Raw genomic sequence first — 24,996 nt, forward strand, 5'->3', positions numbered from 1 at the left:
ATACAGGATTCACGCAGACTGAGAAAAGGGTTTGCGTGAATTTTTCACTTTTTTGTCAAAAAATTTTACAGGAATTGTCTTGCATTTTTTCAGGAAACGGATATAATAATAAATGTAATTAGCACTCGACAATAATGAGTGCTAACAAAAGAAAAATAAAAAATTTATATAGGTATCTGAAAGGGGACTTGAAAATGTTGAAACCATTAGCAGATCACATCATCGTCGAACTCACAGTAAAAGAGGAAAAGACTTCCAGCGGTATTTATTTGCCGGATACGGCTTCTAAAGAAAAGCCGCAGACTGGCAAAGTTGTAGCTGTAGGGGCTGGAAAAATGCTGGATAACGGCACTCGTGTTGCTCCTGAAGTTAAAGCCGGCGAAGAAGTTGTGTTTGCAAAATATTCCGGTACTGAATTTAAATATGACGGCAAAGATTATCTGATCCTCAGCGAACGCGATGTACTTGCTGTTCTGTAAGCAATACTTTTTACCAGAAAGTGAAATATAAAGGAGTGTATTTGAAATGGCAAAAGAAATAAAATTCAACGAAGATGCTCGCCGCAGTTTAGAGCGCGGTGTCAATGCGTTAGCAGATGCAGTAAAAGTAACCCTTGGTCCTAAAGGCCGCAACGTAGTGCTGGAAAAGAAATTCGGCGCACCTACTATTACTAATGACGGCGTAACTATCGCCCGTGATATTGAACTTGAAGATCCGTTTGAAAATATGGGTGCACAGCTTGTAAAAGAGGTTGCCACTAAAACTAACGACGTTGCCGGTGACGGTACTACCACTGCTACTGTTTTGGCACAGGCCATGGTTCGCGAAGGTATGCGCAATGTAGCTGCCGGCGCCAATCCGATGGTTCTGAAAAAAGGTATCCAAAAAGCGGTTGACGTTTTAGTAGAAGAGCTGAAAGCTGTTTCCAAAAAAGTTGAAACTAAGGAAGCTAAAGCTCAGGTTGCATCCATTTCCGCAGCTGATGAAGAGATCGGCGGCCTGATTGCCGACGCTATGGAAAAAGTTGGCGATGACGGCGTTATTACTGTTGAAGAATCCAAAACGATGGAAACCTGCCTGGAAACAGTCGAAGGTATGCAATTTGACCGCGGATATATTTCTCCCTATATGGCAACAGATCCTGACAAAATGGAAGCTGTTCTCAATAACCCGCTCGTACTTATCACAGACCGCAAAATCACTATGATTCAGGATATTATGCCTGTACTGGAAAAAGTTGTTCAGGGCGGCCGTGAACTGCTTATTATTGCCGAAGATATTGAAGGTGAAGCTTTGGCAACTCTGGTTGTCAATAAATTGCGCGGCACCTTCAAAGCTGTTGCAGTCAAAGCACCTGGCTTCGGTGATCGCCGTAAAGCCATGCTGCAGGATATTGCAATTCTTACCGGTGCAACCGTTATCAGTGAGGAAGTTGGCCGTAAACTTGACAGCGCCAGCATGGAAGATCTGGGCAGCGCCAGCCAGGTTCGTGTAACCAAAGAACTGACTACTATCGTCGACGGTGGCGGTAATAAAGAGGAAATTGCAGCACGTGTTGCTCAAATTCGCGCTCAGATTCCTGAAACTACTTCTGAATTCGACAAAGAAAAACTGCAGGAACGTTTGGCTAAACTTGCAGGCGGCGTAGCTGTTATTAAAGTTGGTGCCGCTACTGAAGTTGAGCTTAAAGATAAAAAACTGCGGATCGAAGATGCTTTGAATGCTACTCGCGCAGCTGTTGCCGAAGGTATTGTTGCTGGCGGCGGTACTGCCTTGCTGCAGGTTCAAACCGCTTTGAGCAGACTCAAAGTTACCGGCGACGAAAAAACCGGTATGGAGATCGTTAAACGCGCTATTGAAGAACCAGTACGTCAAATAGCTTATAATGCCGGTCTGGAAGGCGCCGTTATCGTTGATACGATCAAACGCTCCCGCAAAGGCTTTGGTTTCAATGCTTTGACGGAAGAATATGTTGATATGATCGAAGCCGGTATCGTTGACCCGACTAAGGTTACCCGCAGTGCTCTGCAAAATGCAGCCAGCATCGCAGCTATGGTTTTAACTACTGAATCTGTTGTAGCTGATAAACCTGCCAAAGAAGGCGCTGCTCCGATGGGCGGAATGCCAATGGGTGGCGGCATGCCGGGCATGATGTAATGAAACGTATATATTTTCACTAAAAGTTCAGGGCCCCGTACTTTTGTACGGGGCCTTTTGCATTGCAATTTCATCGTGATTATTGTATGATATTATATTATACATTATTAGTTAAATTATTTTGAGGAGGCTTACAGCAACATGCAAACAGGTAACCATGAAATGATCTTAGTTATCGATTTTGGCGGACAGTATAATCAATTGATCGCGCGGCGTGTAAGGGAATGCGGAGTTTACTGTGAAATCGTGCCCTATACCTATACTTTAGAACAAATCAAAGCTAAAAATCCTAAAGGGATCATCTTTACAGGTGGTCCTAACAGCGTTTATGGCGATGATACTCCTAAGATCGATCCTGGTGTGTTTGAATTAGGAGTGCCGGTACTTGGTATCTGCTATGGACATCAGCTGATGACTCAAACGCTGGGCGGCAAAGTCGAAAGTGCCGATGTGCGCGAGTATGGGAAAACTGCTGTAAAACTCAATAAAAATAATATTCTTTTTAAGGACATCGAAGAACACAATATTTCCTGGATGAGCCATACTGATTATGTATCGGAGGTTCCAGAAGGTTTTGTGGTTACTGCTGATACAAGCGAGTGTCCTGTTGCCGGTATGGCCAATGATTTACGTAAATTATATGGAGTGCAGTTCCATCCTGAGGTAGAGCATACGCCCTTTGGCCGTAAAATGATTGCTAATTTCCTGTTTGAAGTGTGCGGTGTTAAAGGTGACTGGACGATGAGCAGTTTTGCTCAGCGGAAGATTGCCGAGATCAAAGAAGCTGTCGGCGATAAAAAAGTCCTTTGCGCCTTGTCAGGCGGCGTTGATTCTTCTGTTGCGGCAGTATTAGTACATAAAGCAGTTGGCAAGCAGCTGACCTGCGTTTTTGTAGACCACGGCCTGCTGCGTAAAGATGAAGGTGATCAGGTAGAAACTGTCTTTAAAGAGCAGTTTGATATGAATCTGATCCGCGTTAATGCTGCTGAGCGCTTTTTAGGGCGTCTGGCAGGCGTAGCTGATCCGGAAACAAAGCGTAAAATTATTGGTGAAGAATTCATTCGCGTTTTTGAAGAAGAATCGAATAAACTTGGCAAGGTAGATTTCTTGGTGCAGGGAACTATTTATCCTGATGTCGTTGAAAGCGGAACAAGTACTTCGGCTACAATCAAAAGCCATCATAATGTTGGCGGTTTGCCCGAAGATATGCAGTTAGAGTTGATTGAGCCGTTGCGCGAACTTTTTAAAGATGAAGTACGTGCCGTTGGTGAAGAATTGGGTATACCTTCTGCTTTAGTATGGCGGCAGCCGTTTCCCGGACCAGGTCTGGCTATTCGTGTTCTGGGAGAAGTTACAGAGGAAAAACTGGCAATAACCCGCGAAGCAGATGCTATCTTCAGAGAAGAAATTGCTAAAGCAGGTTTGGAACGTAAAATCTGGCAGTATTTTGCCTGCCTGCCCAATATCCGTTCTGTAGGCGTTATGGGTGATGGCCGTACTTATTCTCATACCATAGCACTGCGTGCCGTAACCAGCAGCGATGGCATGACGTCTGATTGGGCACATATCCCGTTCAGTGTTCTGGATATTATTTCCCGGCGCATTGTCAACGAAGTGCAGGGCGTTAACCGTATTGTTTACGATATTACCTCAAAACCGCCGGCTACGATCGAGTGGGAATAAAATAAAGAATAAATAGAAATCGCAGTTCATTTGATGAACTGCGATTTTTTTATTGGGTGATTTGTACAGGAATATCAAAATAAGCTGAAGTGAATAAATATTAATAACAGGCCAATTTAAGATGTTTTTTAGTTTTGTTTGAAGAATAAATGTTTTGTAGTATAAAATAGGGCTGGTTTTACTTTCGGCAAAGTTTAAATTAATAGTTAAATCGTTCGATTAAGGAATTATCGGTGAATTAAACGATTGATTAAAGAAAATCGACTAATTCTAAAAGATTGATTATTATAAAATAAAAATCAGATAAAATAACTAAAAGATTAAAAATTATAACAAACGAAGATTGTTATAATGTGCATAAAATATGATTGAAATGTAAAAATATTCTTTATGATATTGACAAAGCAGTTTTTGGAAAATACTATTACATTGCTGAAGTGTAATTTTATTTATTTAAAGAAGGTAGATGTTAAAAAAAATAGATTTTGGTAAAGTGATTTTTAATATATTTAAATCGTTGGGGAACGATTTAAATATGTAAAAATTATAGATTTAAAAACTCAATAAAGGAGAGGGTTGCAATGAAAAACAAGAAATCTTTGCATTTGGCTGTAGCGTTAATTTTGTTTTGTCCTATGTATACAGTTAATGCTGCAACACATTATTCGATGATTTGGGGTGGAGAAGCAAATAATGTTAAAACTGGTGATATTATCGATGTTACTGGAAATACAACATTTCCGCAATATCATGGAGTATATGCCAATGGAGCTGATACTACAAATGTGAGTCATGCCGATAACGTAACAGTAAAAACAGCTGCAGATGCTGGAGATGCGATAAGAACAAATCCAGCAAATTCCGGAAGTACGGCGCATATAATTATTGGTAATGGTTGGACATTGGAAGCTTCTGGTGATAGTGCTGATGGTGTGAATTTGAATGGATATAGTACTTTTACAGCAGGCGACAATTTGACAATAAGAATAACTGGCGCACAAGGATCGGGCAATCTTTATAATGATGCGTTTGGATTAAGGACTAATATGGGCAATACTATAGTTGTTGGTAACTATTTAGATATTTCAACAACGCACAATAGTTCACATGCTATTTATATTACTGGTAATGATGGTAATGATGTAAAAATTGGAAATAATAGTAAGATAGTAACTAATGGAAACAGCGCTAATGTAGTAAATGTGACGGGAGGAAATAGTAAGGTTAAATTGGGTAATAGCTCTTTGTTAACTACTTATGGTGATAAGTCGCACGGCGTGCAAATTTATAATACCAGTTCTTCAAAAGCTAATAGTGAAGTGTCTATTGGAGAAGAATCTCAAATTATGACTTATGGTGAAGCTTCTTATGGTGCAATTGTGGACATGACCGGTTCAGTTTTGCTTTTGGGCGATAATGCTAGTATTAAAACTGAAGGTGATGCTTCACATGGGTTGCTGGCGAAAAAAGGCGTTATTGAAACGGGCGATGGTTTAAATATTTCAGTTGAAGGCAGCGGCTCACATGGCGCATATGTCAATGCCACTACTGGCAGCATTGAGTTTTTAGGTGGTGCGACCATAGATACTAATGGAAACGACGGGTATGCCCTCTATGCTGATAAAGGAAATATAAAAGGTACAGCGGGCAATTCTACGTTTAATATTACTGGTAATATGTATGCTGATAACAGTGGGGCTATTGATCTGGATATGGACAATAATTCTGTTTTCACTGGCAGTACTGCACTGGCTAATAGCGGAAAAATCAATCTGAATCTGAAAAACAGTAGTTACTGGCATGTTACCAGCAGTTCTGAAGTCAGTAGTTTACACGTCAGCGGGAACAGTATGGTTAATCTCAGCCATGAAGCGGGGATGAATACTGTGGTTACTGTTGATGATTTAAGTGGTACCGGTGGTGTATTTAAATTTAATACAGAGTTAGACAGTGAAACTAATGGCGATAAACTTGTAATCAATTCTTCCGAAGTTGGCAGTACTCATTATGTGCACGTCAATGACTTGAGTCTTGTCAACGGGATAGTAACTGGTGAGAAGAAACTGCATTTGATCACTGACAACAGCAGTAATGCTTCTTTCGTTGGCGAATATATGGACACCGGCGGATTGTGGGATGTACTGCCGACTGTGGAACGCGGTGATACATTGGGACAGAGCGCTAACGAATGGTACCTGACAAAAATAGAGAAGAAGGAAAATGGTAATACTGAGACTATCAACGACGGTTTTGCCAGTGATTACAGCTTATGGCGGGCTACTAATGACACGCTGCGTAAACGTTTAGGCGATATACGCAGTGGCGAGCATGGTGCTGACGGCGTCTGGGCCCGTATGTATCATGGCAAACTGAAAGGTCAGAGCTATACTGATAGATACCATACCTATCAATTAGGGTATGATAAGACCAGATATGATGAGAAAAATGGACAGCGTACTAATGGTATCGTCTTGGAACGCAGTGAGGGTAAACTCAGCTATACAGCAGGTAAGGGTGAAACAGGTCTGACTGCTTTGGGGTTGTATACGACCTGGTTTGGTAATAAGGGCCATTATACTGATCTGGTATTGCGCGCAGGACATTTGGATCATAAGATGAATACTTACGGTGAATATGCTGAACGCAGTGATTATGATAATGCTGCTTACAGCATCAGTTTTGAATATGGCCGGCAGAAAAATTACGAAAAAGGCTGGTTCTTTACACCGCAGGCACAAATTACTTTGGGCAGGATGAACAGCGTTGTTTTTACCACTGAACGCGGAACTAAGATCAATGTGGATGGTTTGACCAGTGCCATCGGCCGTATCGGTTTTGAAGTAGGACGCAAGATCAATCCGGAAAGCAGTTATTATTTTAAGCTGGGAGCTTTCCATGAATTTGACGGTGACCGTGATGTATCGATGCTGGCCGCTAATGGTGAAAGTCTGCGTAAACGTTATGACAATGGCGATACCTGGTATGAATTTGGCATGGGCGCACAGGTTCAGCTGAGCCGCAATACACATTTCTACGGTGACATTGAACGTAGTTTTGGCGGTGATACAAAGAAAGAATGGCAGGTAAATACAGGCATCAGATGGGAATTCTAGAAGTATTTAAATAAAGTAGGATATTGTATGGGGATTGGTGGAGGAAGGTCGACCAAAGGAGAACTCGTAACATGGATAAAATTCAAGGAAAAATCAAGTTTATAGTACCTGCTTTAGAGGACGAGCATTATAGTACGGCATATATTTTGGGCAATATCGTCTGGCTGATGATGCAGTCTAAACAGCATGAGACGATGCCGCTGCATATGATGGCTTCGCAGATCTTCCCGGCGATAGCAAATAAGCAGTATGTTTTGGCAATGGCAGAAAACGGTACTCCGGTATTTTATATGGCCTGGGCTAATTTTGATGCTGCTGCGGAAGCAGAATATTTAACACACTATAATCTGGCACTGACGCCGCATAACTGGAACAGCGGCGTCAGGCCGTGGGTATTATTTGTGATTGCTCCGGTTGGGGGACGGTTACAGGAATGTTCTAACTGGTGCAAGAAAAAACTCTTTAAGGATTCGCCTGAAGTACGTTTTTTATATCACGAAGGTAAAAAGAGAGGCAAAAGGGTTTTCTGTAAACGTGGCCAAAATATTACTGCGGCAGCCAGCCTGAAATGGCATAATGAAAATATGCCGTTGATAACTGTACCGATGCAGCTGGAAAAAGATGTAGCGGCATTGGTTAGCTGATCAAAAATAAAATCCTCAACCAAACTTTGGTTGAGGATTTTTTATTGCGCTTAAATTATTTTTGTAGTCCAGTCTTCAATATTCCAGACTGAAGTTACCCAGTCTTCATAGAATTCAGGTTCATGTGAGACCAGGAGAATACTGCCTTTAAAGGCAATCAAAGCACGCTTCAATTCTTCCTTAGCATCAACGTCAAGATGGTTGGTTGGTTCATCTAAAACCAGCCAGTTAATATCGCGCAGCATCAGCTTGCATAAACGGACTTTAGCGGCTTCGCCGCCGCTTAAAACAAAAACTTTGCTGGTGATATGTTCATTAGTTAAGCCACAGCCTGCTAAAGCTGCCCGAACTTCATAATTGGTCAGGCCGGGATATTCATTCCAGACATCTTCTAAAGCAGTGTTTTCATTTTTTTCGCGTTCTTCCTGTTCAAAATAACCTGGTTCCAAAAATTCACCCAGTTCTACAGAACCTGATACAGGCGGTATCAAACCTAAAATAGTTTTTAAAAGGGTTGTTTTACCAAGACCGTTAACGCCGCGGAGCGCAATTTTCTGTCCGCGTTCAAGGTTAAATGTAACAGGACGTGTCAGCGGCGTATCGTATCCTAAAACTAAATCTTTAGCTTCTACGATAAAGCGGCTGGGAGTTCTGGCTTCCGTAAATTTAAAGGTTGGTTTGAGTTTTTCGCGGGGTTTTTCAATGATTTCCATTTTATCAAGTTTCCGCTGACGGCTTTTGGCCATATTAGTAGTAGCAACACGAGCCTTATTCCGGGCGACAAAATCTTCGAGCTTGGCAATTTCCTGCTGCTGGCGTTCATAGGCGCTTTCACGCTGAGCTTTATAAATAGCGTACATTTCCTGAAATTTATCATAATTGCCAGTATAACGGGTCAGCTCGCAGTTTTCCAAATGGTAGATAACGTTGACTACTTGATTGAGAAAGGCAATATCATGAGAAATCAAGATAAACGCATGCTCATAGTTTTGTAAAAATCTGGTCAGCCATTCAATGTGTTCAACATCTAAATAGTTGGTAGGTTCATCCAGTAATAGAATAGAGGAGTTTTGTAAAAGCAGTTTAGTCAGCAGAACTTTACTGCGCTGACCGCCGGAAAGCTCACTGACATCACGGTCCAGACCGATGCTGCCTAAGCCAAGACCGTTAGCTACTTCTTCGATCTTAGTATCTAAAGAGTAGAAACCGCTGTGTTCCAGTTCAGTTTGAAGTTCACCTACGGTATTCATCATTTTATCGATTTCTTCAGGAGATGCGTCAGCCATTTTATCATAAAGCTCCAGCATCTGCTTTTCTGCTTCGTACATATCGTTGAAAGCAGTGCGCAGGACCTCACGGATAGTTTTGCCGGCTTCCAGAGTACTTTGTTGGTCTAAATAACCAACAGTAACGCGTCCGGGCCATTCCACCTTGCCTTCGTCAGGTAGCAGATGACCTGTGACGATGTTGAGAAAGGTTGACTTGCCTTCACCGTTAGCGCCGACAAGACCGACATGTTCACCGCGCAATAATTTAAAAGAAACATTTTCCAAAATCTGGCGGCCGCCAAAAGTATGGGAAACATTAGTAACATTCAAGTAGCTCATACTAAACCTCTTTCATGAAAATATATGTTACAATTTTAACGTAAGTCATAGCGTTTTGTCAAAGCAGAAAACAGGATTTTACTTCGAAACGTCGAATAAAACAGTACTGAATTTAAAAGGAGGCTTTTATAATGCTGTGTGGAAATAAGCAGGACATAGAAAAAATATTGCCGTATGTTTCGGAAGGGCTGCAGAAGGCGTTACAATATATCCGGGAAACAAACTTTGCCGAACTGGCAAATGGTGAATATGAAATAGATGGCAGAAATGTGTTTGTGATAGTTAACACATATTTGACTGAACCCAAAACTGATAAGAAGCCTGAAGCGCATAATCAGTATATTGATGTGCAGTATCTGGGTGCTGGAGAAGAAATAATTTATTTTGCACCCAGAAGAGCGGAACATATTATTGTTGAAGATCATGCGGAAGAAAGCGACCTGCTGTTTTATGAAGAAATGGATGAAAAGGATCGCGTTGTTTTGCAGGCGGGGGATTTCGCAGTGTTTTTTCCCTGGGAATTACATCGGCCCGGCTGCAGTACAAAGAAGGAAGCACAAGCAGTGCAGAAAATAGTTGTTAAAGTCAAACTTAAAAATCAGTAATTTTTTCAAAAAAAGTGTTGACAAGATTACAAAATTGCCATATAATACCACTTGTGACGTTGAGAAACGTCAGTGACCTTCCCCGATAGCTCAATCGGTAGAGCACTCGGCTGTTAACCGAGTTGTTGTAGGTTCGAGTCCTACTCGGGGAGCCAACTGGCCGGTTGGTCAAGCGGTTAAGACACCGCCCTTTCACGGCGGTATCGGGGGTTCGATTCCCCCACCGGTCACCATTCGGGCGCTTAGCTCAGCTGGGAGAGCGTCTGCCTTACAAGCAGAATGTCGGCGGTTCGATCCCGTCAGCGCCCACCAGAAATCTAGCATATCCAAATTTTTTGGATATGCTTTTTTTATTTGATTTTTAAGAATAATTGCTTTCATAATGTTTTACAAAAGTAACAAACTAGCTGGAATGCGGTTAAAGAAGCTTTTTGGGTAACTTGCATTTCTGCCGCCTTTGTAGTAAAGTCAAATTAGCAATAAAAAGAACATTGATGTTAGGAGGCATAATTATGAAAAAAACTTTTCTTTCCAGTATTTATGAACGTCGTAGTATTTATGGTATCACAGATACTTCCCCGATCCCTAAAAATAAAATTGTAGCATTGGTAGAAATGCTGCTGGAGGATGTTCCTTCTGCTTTTAACTGTCAGAGTGCACGTGTAGTAGTACTGTTTGAGCAGGCACATAAGAATTTTTGGGATATTGTTATGAACATTTTGCGTGCGCGTGTACCTGCTGAAAAATTTGCTCCAACTGAAGCTAAAATAAACAGTTTTGCAGCCGGCTATGGAACGATCTTATACTTTGATGACGAAAGCGTTACAGAAACCTTTGCTAATAATTTTCCTACATATGCTGCTAATTTTAAGACATGGGCAGATCAGGCGAATGGTATGCTGCAGTTTGCTATCTGGACAGCTTTAGAGGAAGAAGGGCTGGGGGCAAATCTCCAGCACTATAACCCTATTATAGATGCTGAAGTAAAAGAAGTATTTAATATTCCAGACCAGTATCGTTTGATTGCGCAGATGCCGTTTGGGGCAAAAACGGCTGAGCCTGATGCTAAAGAAGTCATTTCCGGTTCGGAAAGGATGCGCATTTTAGAATAAGAATTTAAAATCCCCTCGTTAAAACGAGGGGATTTTTTTGAAAAGACATCCTTTTGACATTTAATGATGTTATACTAATAATATAATTATTTGTGGAGGTGCGACAGATGAAAATGTCACGAAAATTTATAACAGCCGGCGTAGCAGGATTTATGGCTCTGGGAATAGCTGTTTCAGCCTGGGCGGCTGAACCTAAAGTTACGGATCAGAAAATAAGGGACGGCGGCGTGACTGTTAATATTCCTGTTGTGAAGGGCGCCGCAGGCGGTGTGGCAGTTGATGACAGGATCAATATGGCAATTGATTTTAATATTGTGAAAAAATTGTATGCTTATTTGCCTGGCGGCAGTGGGTTGAGCCTGCAGGAAAATTATTATCCTGAATTTGACGGCTATGGCGGTGCTAAAGCCAGCCGCGAATTTGTAGCTGATATAGCAGGTTTTATCAATCATCAGCTGCAGAATCAGGCCCAAGCAGCTCATAAAGCCGGATCACATGTCAAACAGTATACGTTCGAAGGCAGATATCAGGTGCGGTTTAACAGTGAGGAACTGCTTTCTTTAGAACAGACTTATATGGATTATCTGGGTGGCGCTCATCCCAATACTTATTTGGACACGATCAATGTAAATTTAAAAACTGGCAAATTACTGAACTTGGGCGATATGTTTAAGGCAGGCAGCGATTATTTACCGCGGCTGAATGCTATTATCGCCAAGCAGATGGAAGAAGAAAGGCAGCAGAAAGGATTCTTCGATAAGACGGTTGAAGTGAACGGAACAGAAAATTTTTATATTACAGATAATGCTGATTTGGTTATAGTATATCCGCCTTATGCAATTGCTCCTTATGCTGCTGGTACGATTGAATTTGTTATACCAGTTAGTCAGGTTGCTGATATCTTTAATTTTAAATTAGAATAAAGGCTTGCTCTTTTTGCCCTGCTTTCGCAGGGCTTTTTTTATTTCTCGCTTAAGTAAACACTTTTATGATATAAATGACAGAGGTTTTTCAAATAATGTAAATGGTATTAGGCATAATAGTGCACATAGTTGAACTATTATTGAAAACATGAAAATGGATAGCTGGATATAATAAAATTAAGGTAAGTAATATCACAGAAGAATAAAAGTATGGTTGGTGAAATTATGTTTGGCGAGAAATTCAGACAAATAGGCTTAAAAATAGCCTATTACAGAAAAAGGAAAGCGTTGAAGCAGATGGAAGTAGCGGAGAAGGCGGGGATATCCTGTTCATATCTTTCAAAAATAGAAACAGGAAAAGTTCGTTATAGTCTTGCCGTGTTGATACAGATTGCCAAAGCACTGGAGATGGATCCAGGCGAACTGTTGACAGACAGCAGTGACTGCTAAGTTAAGCGAAAGAAAAGAGGTGTGAGAAAGTGGAAGAACCGAATTATAAAACAATAGGTATTAATATAAAAATTAAAAGGATTCGCCAGGGCATCAGCCAGGCTAAGCTGGCAAAGCTTTTAGGTGTATCGGCAGCTCATTTATGCAATATTGAGAATGGCAAAGTTAAAATAAGCCTGAAAATGCTCTATAAGCTTACCGGTTTTTTTAAGTGCAGTTTAGATGATTTATTGACTGTTTGAGATATTTAAAAATGTTGGTAAAAATTAAAGGCCGGCAATAGTTGTGGAATAAAAACTTCTATACTATCTGTTAGAAAATTGTATAATGTTTTTTTACCAAACCTCTATTATAAAATAGAGGTTTTTCTTTTTGAGTAGATAAAGATATAAAATTTCAAAAGATAATATTGAATGTAAAAATTATACGAATAGTGAAAAGGAATAAAAATAATATAAAAAGTAATTTTGAAACTTAAACTTAAAACAAAAACATATCCATTATGATAATATATAACCAATGCAACAAGAATACGTTTATTGAAAATAAATTTAAATATAATAAATTGTATAGTGTATTGAAAACATAAAGAAATTTATTGCAGACTATTCTGATAATTGTTAGTGTAATATTACAGATATTATATGTAGTAATTTTTTGATGCTCGTTTAAATAACGAAAAAATCTATTGATATAAATTAATGGAAGCTGAAAAATTAACTAATAAAATAAAAAAGATATAATTTATTTATTTCTGTGCACTAAAGAACACATATGTTAACTATTTATGAACACCTAAATATTAATAAAATGTGATAATATTATTAATAAAGTATAAAGAATAGCAAAGAAGGGATAAATAATTAACATCTTGGATTAGTATGGAAATGGGGATTTAAATGTTTTCAACAAAATTTAAACAATTAGGGTTAAAAATCCAATATTACAGACAAATGAGAAACATCAGCCAGGTAGAATTAGCTGATGAGGCAGGCATTTCACGTTCTTATCTGTCAAAAATAGAAACAGGTAAAGCGCAGTGCAGCGTACCTGTTTTGTTACAGATCGCACAGGTATTGAACGTTGATGCAGGGGTTTTGCTGACGGATAAAGACATTTAAAGTGATAATAATATAACATTCACGCAGTGTGTTTATGCATACTGCTTTGATTTTGAAAAGCTAGCAAACAAATGGTTTTATCCGGATGTTTAGCTTTTATAAAAATATAGTTCTAAAATTTTCTGGAATTATGTTTTATACAGTTCAGGGAGGAGATGGCAGTTATGAGCGTAGAACCTAATTTTGTAAAAATCGGACAAAACATCAAGATCATGCGTATCCGTAAAGGTGTTACCCAATCAGAGCTTGCTAAAAAACTTGGTATTTCTCAAACACATATGAGTAATCTGGAACATGGACGTGTAAGCGTTAATTTGAAGGTTTTATTAAGGCTTTCACATTATTTCAGCTGTGGTGTGGATGCACTTTTAGGCTTGACTTTGAATACTGAGGTCAAACCGCAGGAGGCAGAAGACAAGTACACTGCAGAGGAATTACTGGATATTCTTAAAGTGGTGAAAAAAACAGACTATTTAAAAGCTGCAGTTTGAGTAAAGTATTCGATTTATAAATTTAATGCTTTAAACATTTGAATGATTTTCAAATAACTCCTAAAGAACAGAAAAGCGCACTTTTAAGTGCGCTTTTCTGTTCTTTGTTTTTCATACGAACTGCATATTGTATACACAAATGCGAATCTAATAAGAAGAATACTTGTATACAATTGCCTAAATGCTTGAAAAAATCTTTGATTGTGTTACAATAAAAATCGTTGCTGGATATTGTTAGAATTATATTTTATTAGAGCATACCAGTGAGAAAGAATTTACTTGAGGGGTTGAGCTAAAAAAATGATGGATATTTTAAACACTGTCAACGGTTTTGTATGGGGGCCGCCATTAATGATTTTGCTTATCGGTACAGGTATTTTGCTGACGATAAGATTAGGTCTGCTGCAGGTTATTAAATTACCTACGGCACTGAAATTGATTTTTACGGCAAGAAACGCAGGCAATGGCGATATCAACAGTTTTAAAGCTTTATGTACGGCGCTGGCTGCTACTGTGGGCACGGGTAATATCGTAGGCGTGGCTACAGCTATCAAAGCAGGTGGGCCTGGTGCGTTATTCTGGATGTGGATGGCTGCGTTCTTTGGCATGGCAACTAAATATGCCGAAGGTGTTTTAGCAGTAAAATACAGAACGGTAGATGCTAATGGCAATATTTCCGGCGGTCCAATGCACTACATTGAGCAGGGGCTTGGTAAAAAATATAAACCGCTGGCCGTGATGTTTTCTGTATTTGGTGTTATGGTTGCCTGTTTAGGCAGCGGTACCTTTACGCAGGTCAATGCTATCGTTGAGATCACTAATATTTCTATAGGTATCCCGGTAATGTATACTGCGGCAGTTCTGACTGTTTTAGTGGCAATAGTAACTATTGGCGGGCTGAAATCTATTGCGATGGTAGCAGGTAAAATAGTGCCTTTTATGGCGGTGGTCTATATGGTCACTACGGCGGCGGTGCTGATTGTGTTTGCCGATCAGGTGCCTGCTGCATTTGCTCTTATTATTGAAAGCGCTTTCAATCCTACTGCGGCAGCAGGCGGGTTTTTGGGTGCCACAGTCATGTTGGCGATGCGCAGTGGTATTGCGCGCGGTATCTTTTCTAACGAGGCCGGTTTGGGCAGCGCTCCGATAGTAGCGGCAGCGGCAAAGACAAAATGGCCTGCAGAGCAGGGGTTGGTATCGATGACGGGTACTTTTATCGATACGATCATTATTTGTACGATGACAGGTTTGGTTTTGGTAGTTTCCGGAGCCTGGTCAGGAGAGTTGAATGGTGCGGCGATGACTGAATCTGCTTTTGCAATGGCATTTCCGGCTATGGCAAAATATTTGTTAATGGTGGGCCTGGTATTATTTGCGTTTACGACCATTTTGGGCTGGAATTATTATGGTGAACGCTGCATTGAGTACCTTTTTGGTACTAAAAGTATTATGCCGTATCGGTTAGTTTTTATTTGCCTGGTAGCTTCCGGTGCTTTTCTGAAACTGGAGACGATTTGGGTCATTGCCGATATCGTCAACGGTTTGATGGCTATTCCAAACTTGATTGCTTTGCTTGGATTGAGTGGAGTTGTAGTGGCTGAAACAAAAGCCTATTTTGTATATTGGGAAAAGGTACGTTCCAGAAAAAAACGGATCGAAGTAGTTGGCGAACCTGAATATAGCGAATAAAAAATATACCGCGGTTATATTATAACTGCGGTATATTTTTATTGCAGTGATAGTAGCAGAAGCTGTTTTTTTGTGATAATATGAAAACAGTTAGGCATAATGTAAAGGAGCTGTGGATATGGAAAAAGCAGAAGTAATTAAAGCGTTTCATTTAATGTGGGACAACTACCCGGAGTCGGCAATGCTTATCGATAAGAAACGCAATATTATTGCTGCCAATAAAATAGCTCCCAGTACAGGACGTATTGAAGGCAATAAATGCGCTTTAGTTGAACCTTTGGAGCAGCACAAGGGGTGCCGTGCTGAGGAAGCCTGGGAAAAAGGAGAAGCCAGCTACCGTAAAAAAGTCGGCAAATTAGGAGACGTGGTTTCTTTCTGGGTGCCTATAGATGGTTTTCCTGATTATTTAGTCCATTTTTCTGTAGGCTCTATCAAGAGATATGAATATAATGTTTGAAAAAAAGCTTTGCCATATTATGGCAAAGCTTTTTTATTATTTTTGAGTAAAATCAAGCTGTCATGTACAGTTGAATTTATTGCTATAGTTTAGAAGAGAACCACTATTTGATACGAGATATCAGATGGTGGTTTAGTTTTTGAAAAAGGCTTTTTAACTTTATTCTAATCAAACTTAAAATCAATATCTTTAAATATTTTAGCAACAGTTACCCTGTTTAAACCGGATAATAAAGCAATTTGTTCTTGTGTTAAATAAAAGTCGCCTAAATATTGATGGCTTAGCTTTAAAGAATATTCTATACGTTCTTTACTTGTATCGCAAACCAGGTTTGTTAAGTGCCTTATGATTCTATAAAATCGTTCGGATAAATAATGGATGATAAATTTATCTAGTTCAATGTATTGGCTTAATAAATGTTCAAAAGTATCTTTGGATATAAGCCATCCAAAAACATCTGTCAGTGGGAGGACTGAGATAAAATCTTGGGGTGATTGTTTACCGAAGTTCAATATACCTAAAAGATCACCTTTTTTTAGAATATCTACACCAATTTGTTTGCCTTCATTGTTGCGTCTGATTGTCATTAATGCGCCTTCCTGAATTATTAAAATTTGCTTATTGCTAAAAAAGAATAAGTTTTCTTTTTTAGCATTTATATAGAATTTAATTGCATTTTTTAAAATCGCTTCTTGGATGTCATTTGATAAGTTTAAACATAACTTTTGGTGAAAAGGCTTTGCATCAAAGTATGATTTCATCTCAAATCACTCCTCTCTTACTTAAGAATCTAACATTCAAAGATAAGCGTGTCAATAAAACATAGACTAAAGATCCCGATAAATGAAACTTTGTTGTCTAGACTACAAAAATGCTGTAAATAGATTAACAGAACAAATATATAGATATTCATATAATGAAGCTGAAAGGAGGAGAAAGAGATAAATTCTACAGGTTTAACGTGAAAGGAGGAGTTGACGGTGGATCAACAGAGTGTGCAGACAGTATCTGCATTATTGCCATTTGTTGTTTTATTAATTGGTTTTCTGGTTTTCAAAATGAACGCGCTTAAGTTAAGTTTATATGTGTGGATTTTTGAAATTATTTTAGTGGTTTTTGTTTTTGATATGCCGATAATTAAAACACTGGAAGCTTCTATATGGGGGAATATAACCATATGGAATGGTTTCTTGGTATTGTGGACAGGTCAAATTTTTGGTCAGTGTTTTAGAACTACAGGTGCGTTGAAAGTATTGCTTAATACACTTGAAAGAATATTACCCAACAAATCAGGTAAGGCGGTTGCTTTATGTTCAGTTGTTGGTGGGTATTTAGGGGCATTTAACGGCTTTGCAACATATCCGGTCACTATTACTGGTTTAGTAAGGCAGGGTGTTGATGGGTTTAAAGCTGCTGTAGGGTATTTAGTCTATTTTTCCTGGAGCGTTAGTTTTGTAAGCCTTTTTATTGCTGCAACGATTGCAAGTACTGTGACAAAATTACCTGTAACAGAAATTGTTGGAATAATGGGTATTTTAACATTACCAATGATAGCTGTATCTGTAGTCGGCTTCTTTAAAATATTGAATTTTGATTTAACTGATAAGCATAACAGAAATATTGCAATTTTGAATTTTATCGCTAATGCTGTTGCTGTAATTTTATTTACTCAAATTTTCCCGGATCTTTATATTGTAACCTTGATTGCTGCTTCAACCTTTAATTTCCTGATTTTGTGGATGTATGGAAAGAATATGAAAACGGACGATTCGGAGATTAGAGAACCTTTGGATACGAAACTGGCAGTAAAAGCTTTTTTACCACTTTTTGCGGGTTCAATTGTTGTCGTTCTTTTTTCTTATCCATTGAAAAATATTATAAGTAAAGTAGCTTTTAAATGTTCTTTATGGGGTTATAGTCCAATAAGTATCAACTTAATTAATACACCTGGTACTTATATTCTGATAACGGCAATTTTATGCTATGTGTTTGCCATTAATAAAACCAGTACATTTTTTAAAGATTTTTGTGATGCTTCCAATAGAAGTAAAAGTTCACTTATTACGTTGTTTTTAGGTGGTGCTATGGTGAATTTAATGGTTGATACAGGACAAATTACATTATTAGCACAGCATATGACGTCATGGGGCGCTACTGTTTATGGTTTACTATTGTCAGGACTTGGGTTTTTAGCAGGAATGTCCTTTGGACAGGGGATACCAGCTTGTGCAATGTTTGCGAAAATGCAAATGGCATCTGCTCAGATGCTACAATCTCCTGCAATAATTTTAGTTGGATTTTCAACAATGGTTACGATGGGCCCGGCAAACCCGTTAAAGCCATCTTTACTACAATTTACTTCATCCCTGGCAAATATAAAGGACAGAGATGGCGATATGTTTAATATTGCTTTCAAATGGCAAATGATACAATTATTGATTGTCTGTATTTTTGCGATGATATTTATTAAATAATAAGGGAGTGTGTAAAATGGCATTTAATGATTTCAGAGAATTTTTAGACCTTTGCAGAAAAGAACATGACCTGATTGAAGTAGATCGTTATATTGATTTAAATTTGGAAATCGGTAAGGCATTAAAAAAGAGTTATGTAAACGATGGCCCGGTGATTATTTTTAAAAATAATGGAACTGAGTTCCCGGCAGTTGGAGGTGTGTTTGGAAATAGAGTCAAGGCGTTAAGAGCCTTGAACGTAAAGAATAAAGATGTTCTTTCGTGGTTTGCAGGTGTCATTGATAAACCTGTTCCTCCAGTAATAGTTCAAGATGCTCCCTGCCAGGAAATAATTATTGAGGGAGAAGATGTTGATTTAAGCAAATATCCTATTCCACAATTTTCTTCACTAGATGGTGGTCCATACCTAACTGCAGGAATTAGCATTTCCAAAGATCCTGAAACAGAAATAACGGATTTGGGACATTACAGGTTTCAAGCAATTGGTAAAAATTATTTTGGGTTTATGGCACAACCTTTTCACCGTCTAGGTAAAAATTGCACTAAAGCAAACGCATTAGGTATGAAGAAATTCGAAATGGCTTTGGTAGTCGGTACTGATCCGGCATTAGCATATACCTGTCAGATACAGAATGTGCCGGACAGCACGGATGATTGGGGATTAGCAGGTGCATTGCGTGGTCAGCCTGTAGAATTAGTCAAATGCAAAACGATTGATGTGGAGGTTCCGGCGATGGCTGAATTTGTTTTTGAATTGGAAATAGATTTTGAGACCAAAGTGAGCGAAGGGCCTTTAGGAGAATTCACAGGGTATATGACACCTGCAAGCGAAAAACCAATCGCCAGAGTAAAGGCAGTCACACATAGAAAAAATCCATATTTTCAGGTGTTGCTGACAGGAAAGCCAGTAACTGAAAACCATATTTTAAAAAATATTCCTTTAGAAGCCTCATTCTTTAATTTTATGAAAAAACAGTTTCCCAGTATTAAAGATGTTGCTGTAAATCCTTCTGGCGGGGTACAAAATTATGTAGTAATTTCAATGACACAACGTTATGCAAATGATGCAAGGCACGCAATTTTAGCGGCAATGTCAAGTAATGTCAGACCCAAATGGGTAATTGTCGTCGATCCAGATATTGATGTTCATAATTCTGCAGAAGTTGAATGGGCGCTATCGTTTCGTGTAAATCCTGTCAGAGATGTTATTTTGGTTAATAATGTACCTTCTGCGCCTCTTGATCCTTCATCACATGGTGATACTTTACAATCTAAAACTAATTCTACGATAGGTATTGATGCCACGATGCCATTTGGCGAAGAGTATGCAACTGTAGCAGAAGTAACAGGCTGGGAAGAATATGAGTTTCCAGAGCTTGATGCTTCCAGATGATTTAGATAGGGTTAATATGTAGAATGAGCCGGCAACAAGAGTGCCGGCTCATCTTGGAAAGAAGGTGGTGAGGTGGAAGTTAATAAGATGTTTTTTTATAAATTAAAATGGATCATCTCTTGTATTATTATCAGCTTGCCATTTACTACTTCAATAGATTATCTTTATCAGAAATATTTGGCTATTACTTTGTGGGCTGTGATGATGTGGATGTTTGAATTGATTCCAGAAGAAATAGTAGCAATAATGCTGCCTGTTATATATTTGGTTTTGGGAATAGTGAAGCAGGATGTAGCTTTCAATTCATGGGTTAGCGGGACTCCGTGGATTACTTTAGGCGGATTGATTATAGGTGTTATGATTGTGAAGTCTGGTTTAGTTATCAGAATTGCCTATAAAGCCCTTTTACTTGCACAAGGGAGCCTAAAGGGAGTTATTTTTGGGATAGTAGTTACATGTACAATTTTTACTCCGCTTATTCCATCTGTAATGGCGAAAATTGCATTGTTAGTACCGGTAGTTATAGGGATATGTAATGTATTAGAGGTCAAACCTAAAAGCAGAACTGCATCAGCCCTGATTCTAGTTGTGTTTTTTTCGTTATGGTCGCCGAAAATGGCGTTTTTAACAGCTTCTACTGACAGTATTTTGACGGCTGGAATTTTAGAACAATATATGGGGATAAAACTTTCCTGGATGTCCTGGGCAAAAGATATGTTTATTCCTGGAATATTATGGATGATTTGTTCTATTCCGTTAGTGTATATATTAAAACCCGAGAATCTGAGTTTAAGTAAAGAATATTTGCAAAATGAGTATAGTAAATTAGGCAGTGTCAGTTTGGAAGAAAAAAAGACTATTTTAATTATAGTATGTGTTTTGCTTGCTTTTTTAACAGCTTCTTTCCATCATATTCCTGAAAATATGATAATGATTATTTTTGGTGGAATAGCATTTTTCCCTAAAATAGGAATCTTATCTGAAGATGATTTTAAAAAAATACAATTCAGGGTTTTATTTTTCTTGACCGGAGCTGTGACTATTGGTGATGTAGCTTCAGAAATTGGAATTACAAAATTGATAGTTGCCTTTACACAGCCTTATTTAAGCCAAATGAGTAGTTTAGAGCTTATATTAAGTATATATTTTTTTTCAATTTTATCTAATTTCTTATTGAATCCGTTAGCGTTGATTGCGACATTAATGATGCCTATGGCTGACCTATGCAAGCAATTGGGTTATTCTCCACTAGTAGGTGGATATTCCATGATAATGGGGTTTAACCAGGCCTTATTTCCATATGAAATCGCACCATTGATGTTGGCTTACGGATTTGGATACTTAAAACTAAGCCATTTAATCAAAGTAATGGCTTTGCGGATCCTTGTCGGGATAGTTTTTATGGTAATCGTTACATATCCTTATTGGTCGGTTATAGGCTTACTGGATAAATAGTTAATTTATTATATAAATACGGGGGAGGAATAATCATGAAAAAATATTTAGGCATTGCGATGTTTGTAACTTTAGGGGTGGCGGCTTCTGCTTCTGCTGCTAATCCATTTTCGGATGTACCTGCTGGTCATTGGGCGTATAATTCTGTAAAACAATTATCAGAAGCTGGTATTGTGGAAGGATATGGTGACAAAAATTATGGCGGAGATAGGTTGATGACACGTTATGAGATGGCTCAAATTGTAGCAAAAGCAATGGCAAAAGGTGCTAATGTAGATCGTCTTGCATCAGAATTTGCAGATGAACTTGATACATTGGGAGTCCGTGTTGCCAGGTTAGAGGAAAAAGGCGATAATGTAAAAATCAGTGGGGAAATGCGTTATAACTATACAAGTTTTCATGGGCACGGAGGTACTAGTAAACCGGACAAATCAATACTTCGTACTCGTTTATGGTTGACTGGAGCTGTAAATAATGATTGGAAATATACAGCAATGTTAGAAAATAATCAGAATTTAAGAAATGATTCTGGAGATGAAACTACTAATTTTCAACGTGCTTATATGAACGGGCGTCTTGGCGGTTGTGATATTACTGCTGGGCGTTATCAATTGACGCTCGTCGATGGTTATACCTACAATACAAGATTTGACGGTGTTGGTATTTCATATGGGAAGGATATAAAAATTGGTGCTTTTTATGGTAAACCTACTGAATTATACAATGATGTTTTGAAGAATGGAGACTGGAACTACAATAAGCTTTATGGAGCAACAATAAAAGGAAAAGCTGGCGGACTTGAAGTGGCAACTGGTTACAGCAAATTCAGCGGGAACAATGATGAGATTATTATGTCGAAATATGGTAAGAATAATGATAAAAATGGATTATTCAATTTAGGAGTTAAATATAATTTTGCAAATCAGGCATCTTTGGGTGTAGTTTACTTGAAATCTGATGTTGATAAAATTGATGGAATAAGAGGTACAAATGATAATGATGGCTACATTATTACAGGTACAATTAAAGGTGCTAAAGCAAGTAAACCAGGATCTTTTGGTCTGGCGGCACAATACTATGATCAGGGCTATGGAACTGTACTTGCACCTACCCAAAATGGAGTAGTTATTCCTTTTGACAGATACGGATTTAAAGGATATGCATTGGCTGGTTTTTATACAGTTGCTAAAAATATGGTAGCCAGTTTGCAATATTATGATTTGGAAAGCAAAAACAGTGGTGATAAGGATCAGATTGTTTGGAGCCATCTGTTAGTAACTTTTTAGTGCTTAAAGCAGAAATAGAAACTGAGTAAAAAGAGGTAAACTTATTATGCGCTTAATTGTTGGAATATCTGGAGCCAGTGGCGTTATTATGGGTCAGCAGATGTTAAAGGCATTAAAAAGTATTCAAAATATTGAAACACATTTAGTAATAACTGAAGGAGCTAGGAAAAATTTTGAATATGAAACTTCGATAGATATTAATGAATTGACTAAAGTTGCTGACTATACCTATAACAACAAAAACCTGGCTGCCAAAATTTCCAGTGGGTCGTTTGTTACAGGGGGAATGATAGTTATTCCGGCCAGTATGAAAACAGTTGCTGGTATAGCCAATGGATATGCGGATAACCTGCTTTTACGGGCAGCGGATGTTTGTTTAAAGGAAAATCGTAAAGTGGTATTAGTACCGCGGGAAATGCCTTTGAGCAAGATTCATCTGCGTAATATGAAATGCTGTGCCGATAATGGCTGTGTTATCGTACCGCCTATGCTTACTTTTTATAACGCTTCTAACTCATTAGAAGAGCAAATTGATCATATTTTAGGTAAAATATTGATGCAGTTTCATATTGAGTACAGAAATTTTATGGCATGGGAAGGCAGAGAATTATGAAAAGTTTTGTGCTTGCATCAGGTGAACTGCCATATATGATTTCTGCTTATATAATTTTATGTGGAGATGATATGATTATTGTAATCAGTGGAGGAGAAAAAGAACATGTTGGAGCGGTTGCGCTTGGTTCTCCCAGACCTAGTTTGGAAAACAGCAAAAACATATCGTCGAATGCTTCCTTACTATGTTTATTAGGGCATAAAGATGACATTTTAGCTAGAGAAGCTGCATTGCGGTTATCGAGAAAATACAATAAAAATGTTGTCGTAACGGTAGGGATACATATTGACAGAGCGACTGGTGATGATCTCAAGGAAGTAGAAAAGAATTTTCACGTTATTTTAAATATGATTGAAGACATGATGGTTGCAATTTAATATTGCATATATTTTAAAGCTTACAATTGACATAAAAAATTTGATGTTTTTTGAGTAGGCCATAAAGATTAAAAAAGCCATTCTCCAAAATTTGGAGAATGGCTTTAATTGCTGTGGTACGCCCGAGTGGAATCGAACCACCGCACACGGCTCCGGAGGCCGATGCTCTATCCACTGAGCTACGGGCGCATAATAGTTGGTGCATTGTGCACCATAGCGAATTATAGCATAACGGCAAGCTTCTTGCAAGTTTTATCCTTGCTTACTTAAATAAAAAGCATATTGTGCCACAGTACAGGTGGTAAAATAAGTATTAAATTTTCTCCAAGGGATTTACTTAATTCTGCGTTTTATATATAATCAAATCAAATTAGATACTATTGGCGGAGGAAAGCTTTATGAGCTACTGCAGATTGTTGTTGACGCCGAGAATGACGTTATTGATTGTTATTGGATCTTTGATTTATTCTGTAGGTCTAAATCAGTTTATCGTACCTGTAGGTTTGTATAATGGCGGATTTTTAGGTATAGCCCAGCTGATAAGGCATTTTATGGAAAGCTGGTTTGGGATCAGCTTTGGCAGTACTAATATCGCCGGTATTTTATATTTTGTTTTGAATATACCGCTGCTGGCAGTTTCGCTGAAACGTTTTGGTAAGGAATTCCTGGCTAAAACTATTTACTGCGTTTGCTGGTACAGCTTGTTTCTGACAGTTGTTCCGATTGCGGATCATTTACTCGTTGACGAACATCTGACGGCCTGTGTGGCCGGCGGTGTGATCTGCGGCATTGGTGCCGGCATGACTTTGCTGTCTGGCGGCAGCGGCGGCGGTGAGGAAATTTTAGGCCTTTTGCTGATGCAGAAGCATTCAAATTTGAGTGTTGGCAAAGTTTCTGCTATGCTGAATATCTTTATCTTTGGGACCTGTGCCATAATCTTCAGTATTTCCCAGGCAATCTATTCTGTCCTCTTTACCGGTATCGTGTATTATGTCTTGGATAAGGTGCATTTCCAGAACATCATGCTGACGATGCTGATTATTACAAAAAAACAGGGGCTGGAAAAGATAATCTTTGAAAAGGTCAACCGCGGTGTTACAAAATGGAATGCTTATGGCGCCTATAAGAATGAAGAAAGAGAAATTTTAATGACCGTAGTTTCTAAAAGTGAGTTCTTGCAGCTGCGGCGATTGCTTTTAGCAGCAGATCCGGAAGTTTTTATAATTATAGAAGAAAATGTTTTTGTTGTTGGTAATTTTCAAAAACGTGTCAATCAATAAAAAAGCTCCTGCCTGTGCTTAGAACCAAAGAAAATGGACATTGAATAAAAAAGCCTCCAATCGTAG

General features: G+C 38.6%; 23 protein-coding genes and 4 tRNA genes. 24 read left to right on the top strand and 3 right to left on the bottom strand.

The window, feature by feature from the left end; all coding sequences use genetic code 11:
- Nucleotides 1-194 precede the first annotated feature (194 nt).
- The 5 genes from groES (at nucleotide 195) to Q4G98_RS06700 (ending at nucleotide 7,597) form a co-directional block, all read left to right on the top strand.
- Complete coding sequence (gene groES / locus Q4G98_RS06680; protein ID WP_177560708.1) at nucleotides 195-479, top strand: co-chaperone GroES; 285 nt, start codon at nucleotides 195-197, stop codon at nucleotides 477-479.
- 46 nt (nucleotides 480-525) lie between these two features.
- Complete coding sequence (groL, locus tag Q4G98_RS06685) at nucleotides 526-2,157, top strand: chaperonin GroEL (protein ID WP_177560707.1); 1,632 nt, start codon at nucleotides 526-528, stop codon at nucleotides 2,155-2,157.
- Nucleotides 2,158-2,298: 141 nt separating this feature from the next.
- Nucleotides 2,299-3,840, top strand: a complete 1,542-nt coding sequence (gene guaA, locus Q4G98_RS06690) for a glutamine-hydrolyzing GMP synthase (protein WP_177560706.1) — start codon at nucleotides 2,299-2,301, stop codon at nucleotides 3,838-3,840.
- 581 nt (nucleotides 3,841-4,421) lie between these two features.
- Nucleotides 4,422-6,953, top strand: coding sequence for an autotransporter outer membrane beta-barrel domain-containing protein (locus tag Q4G98_RS06695; protein ID WP_298565455.1), 2,532 nt, complete (start codon nucleotides 4,422-4,424; stop codon nucleotides 6,951-6,953).
- Between the two features lie 71 nt (nucleotides 6,954-7,024).
- Nucleotides 7,025-7,597, top strand: a complete 573-nt coding sequence (locus Q4G98_RS06700) for a toxin-activating lysine-acyltransferase (RefSeq protein WP_298565457.1) — start codon at nucleotides 7,025-7,027, stop codon at nucleotides 7,595-7,597.
- Between the two features lie 50 nt (nucleotides 7,598-7,647).
- Here Q4G98_RS06700 and Q4G98_RS06705 read toward each other — a convergent pair whose 3' ends face one another.
- Nucleotides 7,648-9,204, bottom strand: a complete 1,557-nt coding sequence (locus Q4G98_RS06705; RefSeq protein ID WP_177560703.1) for an ABC-F family ATP-binding cassette domain-containing protein — start codon at nucleotides 9,202-9,204, stop codon at nucleotides 7,648-7,650.
- Between the two features lie 131 nt (nucleotides 9,205-9,335).
- Between Q4G98_RS06705 and Q4G98_RS06710 the strand changes: the two genes are divergently transcribed.
- From Q4G98_RS06710 to Q4G98_RS06765, 12 genes are all read left to right on the top strand, one after another.
- Nucleotides 9,336-9,809, top strand: coding sequence for a YhcH/YjgK/YiaL family protein (locus Q4G98_RS06710; RefSeq protein ID WP_177560702.1), 474 nt, complete (start codon nucleotides 9,336-9,338; stop codon nucleotides 9,807-9,809).
- A gap of 79 nt (nucleotides 9,810-9,888) precedes the next feature.
- Nucleotides 9,889-9,964, top strand: a tRNA-Asn gene (locus tag Q4G98_RS06715).
- 3 nt (nucleotides 9,965-9,967) lie between these two features.
- Nucleotides 9,968-10,042 (top strand) — tRNA-Glu (locus tag Q4G98_RS06720).
- A 3-nt stretch (nucleotides 10,043-10,045) separates the two neighbouring features.
- Nucleotides 10,046-10,121 (top strand) — tRNA-Val (locus tag Q4G98_RS06725).
- Between the two features lie 200 nt (nucleotides 10,122-10,321).
- A complete protein-coding gene (locus Q4G98_RS06730) occupies nucleotides 10,322-10,921 on the top strand; it encodes a nitroreductase family protein (protein WP_301961896.1) in 600 nt (199 codons plus the stop codon).
- Between the two features lie 107 nt (nucleotides 10,922-11,028).
- A complete protein-coding gene (locus Q4G98_RS06735) occupies nucleotides 11,029-11,844 on the top strand; it encodes a DUF3298 and DUF4163 domain-containing protein (protein WP_298564051.1) in 816 nt (271 codons plus the stop codon).
- 210 nt (nucleotides 11,845-12,054) lie between these two features.
- Nucleotides 12,055-12,294 carry a helix-turn-helix domain-containing protein gene (locus Q4G98_RS06740; RefSeq protein WP_293546536.1) on the top strand — a complete coding sequence of 80 codons (240 nt, stop codon included), beginning with the start codon at nucleotides 12,055-12,057 and terminating at the stop codon, nucleotides 12,292-12,294.
- 29 nt (nucleotides 12,295-12,323) lie between these two features.
- Nucleotides 12,324-12,536 carry a helix-turn-helix domain-containing protein gene (locus tag Q4G98_RS06745; RefSeq protein ID WP_113078004.1) on the top strand — a complete coding sequence of 71 codons (213 nt, stop codon included), beginning with the start codon at nucleotides 12,324-12,326 and terminating at the stop codon, nucleotides 12,534-12,536.
- 657 nt (nucleotides 12,537-13,193) lie between these two features.
- Nucleotides 13,194-13,415 (top strand): helix-turn-helix domain-containing protein, encoded by a 222-nt coding sequence (locus tag Q4G98_RS06750; RefSeq protein ID WP_293662844.1) that lies wholly within the window; start codon nucleotides 13,194-13,196, stop codon nucleotides 13,413-13,415.
- Between the two features lie 164 nt (nucleotides 13,416-13,579).
- Nucleotides 13,580-13,906 (top strand): helix-turn-helix domain-containing protein, encoded by a 327-nt coding sequence (locus Q4G98_RS06755; protein ID WP_301961897.1) that lies wholly within the window; start codon nucleotides 13,580-13,582, stop codon nucleotides 13,904-13,906.
- A 300-nt stretch (nucleotides 13,907-14,206) separates the two neighbouring features.
- A complete protein-coding gene (locus Q4G98_RS06760) occupies nucleotides 14,207-15,595 on the top strand; it encodes a sodium:alanine symporter family protein (RefSeq protein ID WP_298564055.1) in 1,389 nt (462 codons plus the stop codon).
- Nucleotides 15,596-15,713: 118 nt separating this feature from the next.
- On the top strand, nucleotides 15,714-16,052 hold the full coding sequence (locus Q4G98_RS06765; protein WP_298564056.1) for a hypothetical protein: 339 nt from the start codon (nucleotides 15,714-15,716) through the stop codon (nucleotides 16,050-16,052).
- 164 nt (nucleotides 16,053-16,216) lie between these two features.
- Here Q4G98_RS06765 and Q4G98_RS06770 read toward each other — a convergent pair whose 3' ends face one another.
- Entirely contained in the window at nucleotides 16,217-16,813 is a 597-nt protein-coding gene (locus tag Q4G98_RS06770; protein ID WP_293718964.1) for a Crp/Fnr family transcriptional regulator, read from the bottom strand.
- 219 nt (nucleotides 16,814-17,032) lie between these two features.
- Here Q4G98_RS06770 and Q4G98_RS06775 point away from each other — a divergent pair, with 219 nt between their 5' ends.
- From Q4G98_RS06775 to Q4G98_RS06800, 6 genes are all read left to right on the top strand, one after another.
- Nucleotides 17,033-18,526 carry an L-lactate permease gene (locus Q4G98_RS06775; protein ID WP_301961898.1) on the top strand — a complete coding sequence of 498 codons (1,494 nt, stop codon included), beginning with the start codon at nucleotides 17,033-17,035 and terminating at the stop codon, nucleotides 18,524-18,526.
- 16 nt (nucleotides 18,527-18,542) lie between these two features.
- On the top strand, nucleotides 18,543-19,919 hold the full coding sequence (locus Q4G98_RS06780) for a UbiD family decarboxylase (RefSeq protein ID WP_298564059.1): 1,377 nt from the start codon (nucleotides 18,543-18,545) through the stop codon (nucleotides 19,917-19,919).
- Between the two features lie 72 nt (nucleotides 19,920-19,991).
- On the top strand, nucleotides 19,992-21,374 hold the full coding sequence (locus tag Q4G98_RS06785) for an SLC13 family permease (protein WP_298564061.1): 1,383 nt from the start codon (nucleotides 19,992-19,994) through the stop codon (nucleotides 21,372-21,374).
- Nucleotides 21,375-21,409: 35 nt separating this feature from the next.
- Nucleotides 21,410-22,660, top strand: coding sequence for an S-layer homology domain-containing protein (locus Q4G98_RS06790; RefSeq protein WP_298564063.1), 1,251 nt, complete (start codon nucleotides 21,410-21,412; stop codon nucleotides 22,658-22,660).
- A gap of 46 nt (nucleotides 22,661-22,706) precedes the next feature.
- On the top strand, nucleotides 22,707-23,273 hold the full coding sequence (locus Q4G98_RS06795; RefSeq protein WP_298564066.1) for a UbiX family flavin prenyltransferase: 567 nt from the start codon (nucleotides 22,707-22,709) through the stop codon (nucleotides 23,271-23,273).
- Nucleotides 23,270-23,650 (top strand): proteasome assembly chaperone 4 family protein, encoded by a 381-nt coding sequence (locus tag Q4G98_RS06800; protein ID WP_293718958.1) that lies wholly within the window; start codon nucleotides 23,270-23,272, stop codon nucleotides 23,648-23,650. The genes Q4G98_RS06795 and Q4G98_RS06800 overlap by 4 nt, the downstream gene beginning before the upstream one ends.
- Before the next feature lie 114 nt (nucleotides 23,651-23,764).
- Here the strand turns inward: Q4G98_RS06800 and Q4G98_RS06805 are convergent.
- Nucleotides 23,765-23,839: transfer RNA gene (locus Q4G98_RS06805), tRNA-Arg, on the bottom strand.
- Between the two features lie 209 nt (nucleotides 23,840-24,048).
- On the opposite strand from Q4G98_RS06805, the gene Q4G98_RS06810 reads away from it, so the two are divergent.
- On the top strand, nucleotides 24,049-24,930 hold the full coding sequence (locus Q4G98_RS06810; RefSeq protein ID WP_293546047.1) for a YitT family protein: 882 nt from the start codon (nucleotides 24,049-24,051) through the stop codon (nucleotides 24,928-24,930).
- The last annotated feature ends 66 nt before the right edge of the window (nucleotides 24,931-24,996 follow it).

Origin of the sequence: uncultured Phascolarctobacterium sp. (assembly GCF_958349595.1) — a bacterium.
GTDB lineage: Bacteria > Bacillota > Negativicutes > Acidaminococcales > Acidaminococcaceae > Phascolarctobacterium.

Bases quoted from the DNA above. Each gene is read 5' to 3' on its own strand.
- Q4G98_RS06695 (WP_298565455.1), top strand. From the start codon at position 4,422: ATGAAAAACAAGAAATCTTTGCATTTGGCTGTAGCGTTAATTTTGTTT.
- Q4G98_RS06795 (WP_298564066.1), top strand. From the start codon at position 22,707: ATGCGCTTAATTGTTGGAATATCTGGAGCCAGTGGCGTTATTATGGGT.
- Q4G98_RS06735 (WP_298564051.1), top strand. From the start codon at position 11,029: ATGAAAATGTCACGAAAATTTATAACAGCCGGCGTAGCAGGATTTATG.
- Q4G98_RS06705 (WP_177560703.1), bottom strand. From the start codon at position 9,204: ATGAGCTACTTGAATGTTACTAATGTTTCCCATACTTTTGGCGGCCGC.
- Q4G98_RS06770 (WP_293718964.1), bottom strand. From the start codon at position 16,813: ATGAAATCATACTTTGATGCAAAGCCTTTTCACCAAAAGTTATGTTTA.
- groL (WP_177560707.1), top strand. From the start codon at position 526: ATGGCAAAAGAAATAAAATTCAACGAAGATGCTCGCCGCAGTTTAGAG.
- Q4G98_RS06810 (WP_293546047.1), top strand. From the start codon at position 24,049: ATGAGCTACTGCAGATTGTTGTTGACGCCGAGAATGACGTTATTGATT.
- Q4G98_RS06700 (WP_298565457.1), top strand. From the start codon at position 7,025: ATGGATAAAATTCAAGGAAAAATCAAGTTTATAGTACCTGCTTTAGAG.
- guaA (WP_177560706.1), top strand. From the start codon at position 2,299: ATGCAAACAGGTAACCATGAAATGATCTTAGTTATCGATTTTGGCGGA.
- Q4G98_RS06710 (WP_177560702.1), top strand. From the start codon at position 9,336: ATGCTGTGTGGAAATAAGCAGGACATAGAAAAAATATTGCCGTATGTT.
- Q4G98_RS06800 (WP_293718958.1), top strand. From the start codon at position 23,270: ATGAAAAGTTTTGTGCTTGCATCAGGTGAACTGCCATATATGATTTCT.
- Q4G98_RS06730 (WP_301961896.1), top strand. From the start codon at position 10,322: ATGAAAAAAACTTTTCTTTCCAGTATTTATGAACGTCGTAGTATTTAT.
- groES (WP_177560708.1), top strand. From the start codon at position 195: ATGTTGAAACCATTAGCAGATCACATCATCGTCGAACTCACAGTAAAA.
- Q4G98_RS06755 (WP_301961897.1), top strand. From the start codon at position 13,580: ATGAGCGTAGAACCTAATTTTGTAAAAATCGGACAAAACATCAAGATC.
- Q4G98_RS06750 (WP_293662844.1), top strand. From the start codon at position 13,194: ATGTTTTCAACAAAATTTAAACAATTAGGGTTAAAAATCCAATATTAC.
- Q4G98_RS06760 (WP_298564055.1), top strand. From the start codon at position 14,207: ATGATGGATATTTTAAACACTGTCAACGGTTTTGTATGGGGGCCGCCA.
- Q4G98_RS06780 (WP_298564059.1), top strand. From the start codon at position 18,543: ATGGCATTTAATGATTTCAGAGAATTTTTAGACCTTTGCAGAAAAGAA.
- Q4G98_RS06740 (WP_293546536.1), top strand. From the start codon at position 12,055: ATGGTTGGTGAAATTATGTTTGGCGAGAAATTCAGACAAATAGGCTTA.
- Q4G98_RS06790 (WP_298564063.1), top strand. From the start codon at position 21,410: ATGAAAAAATATTTAGGCATTGCGATGTTTGTAACTTTAGGGGTGGCG.
- Q4G98_RS06765 (WP_298564056.1), top strand. From the start codon at position 15,714: ATGGAAAAAGCAGAAGTAATTAAAGCGTTTCATTTAATGTGGGACAAC.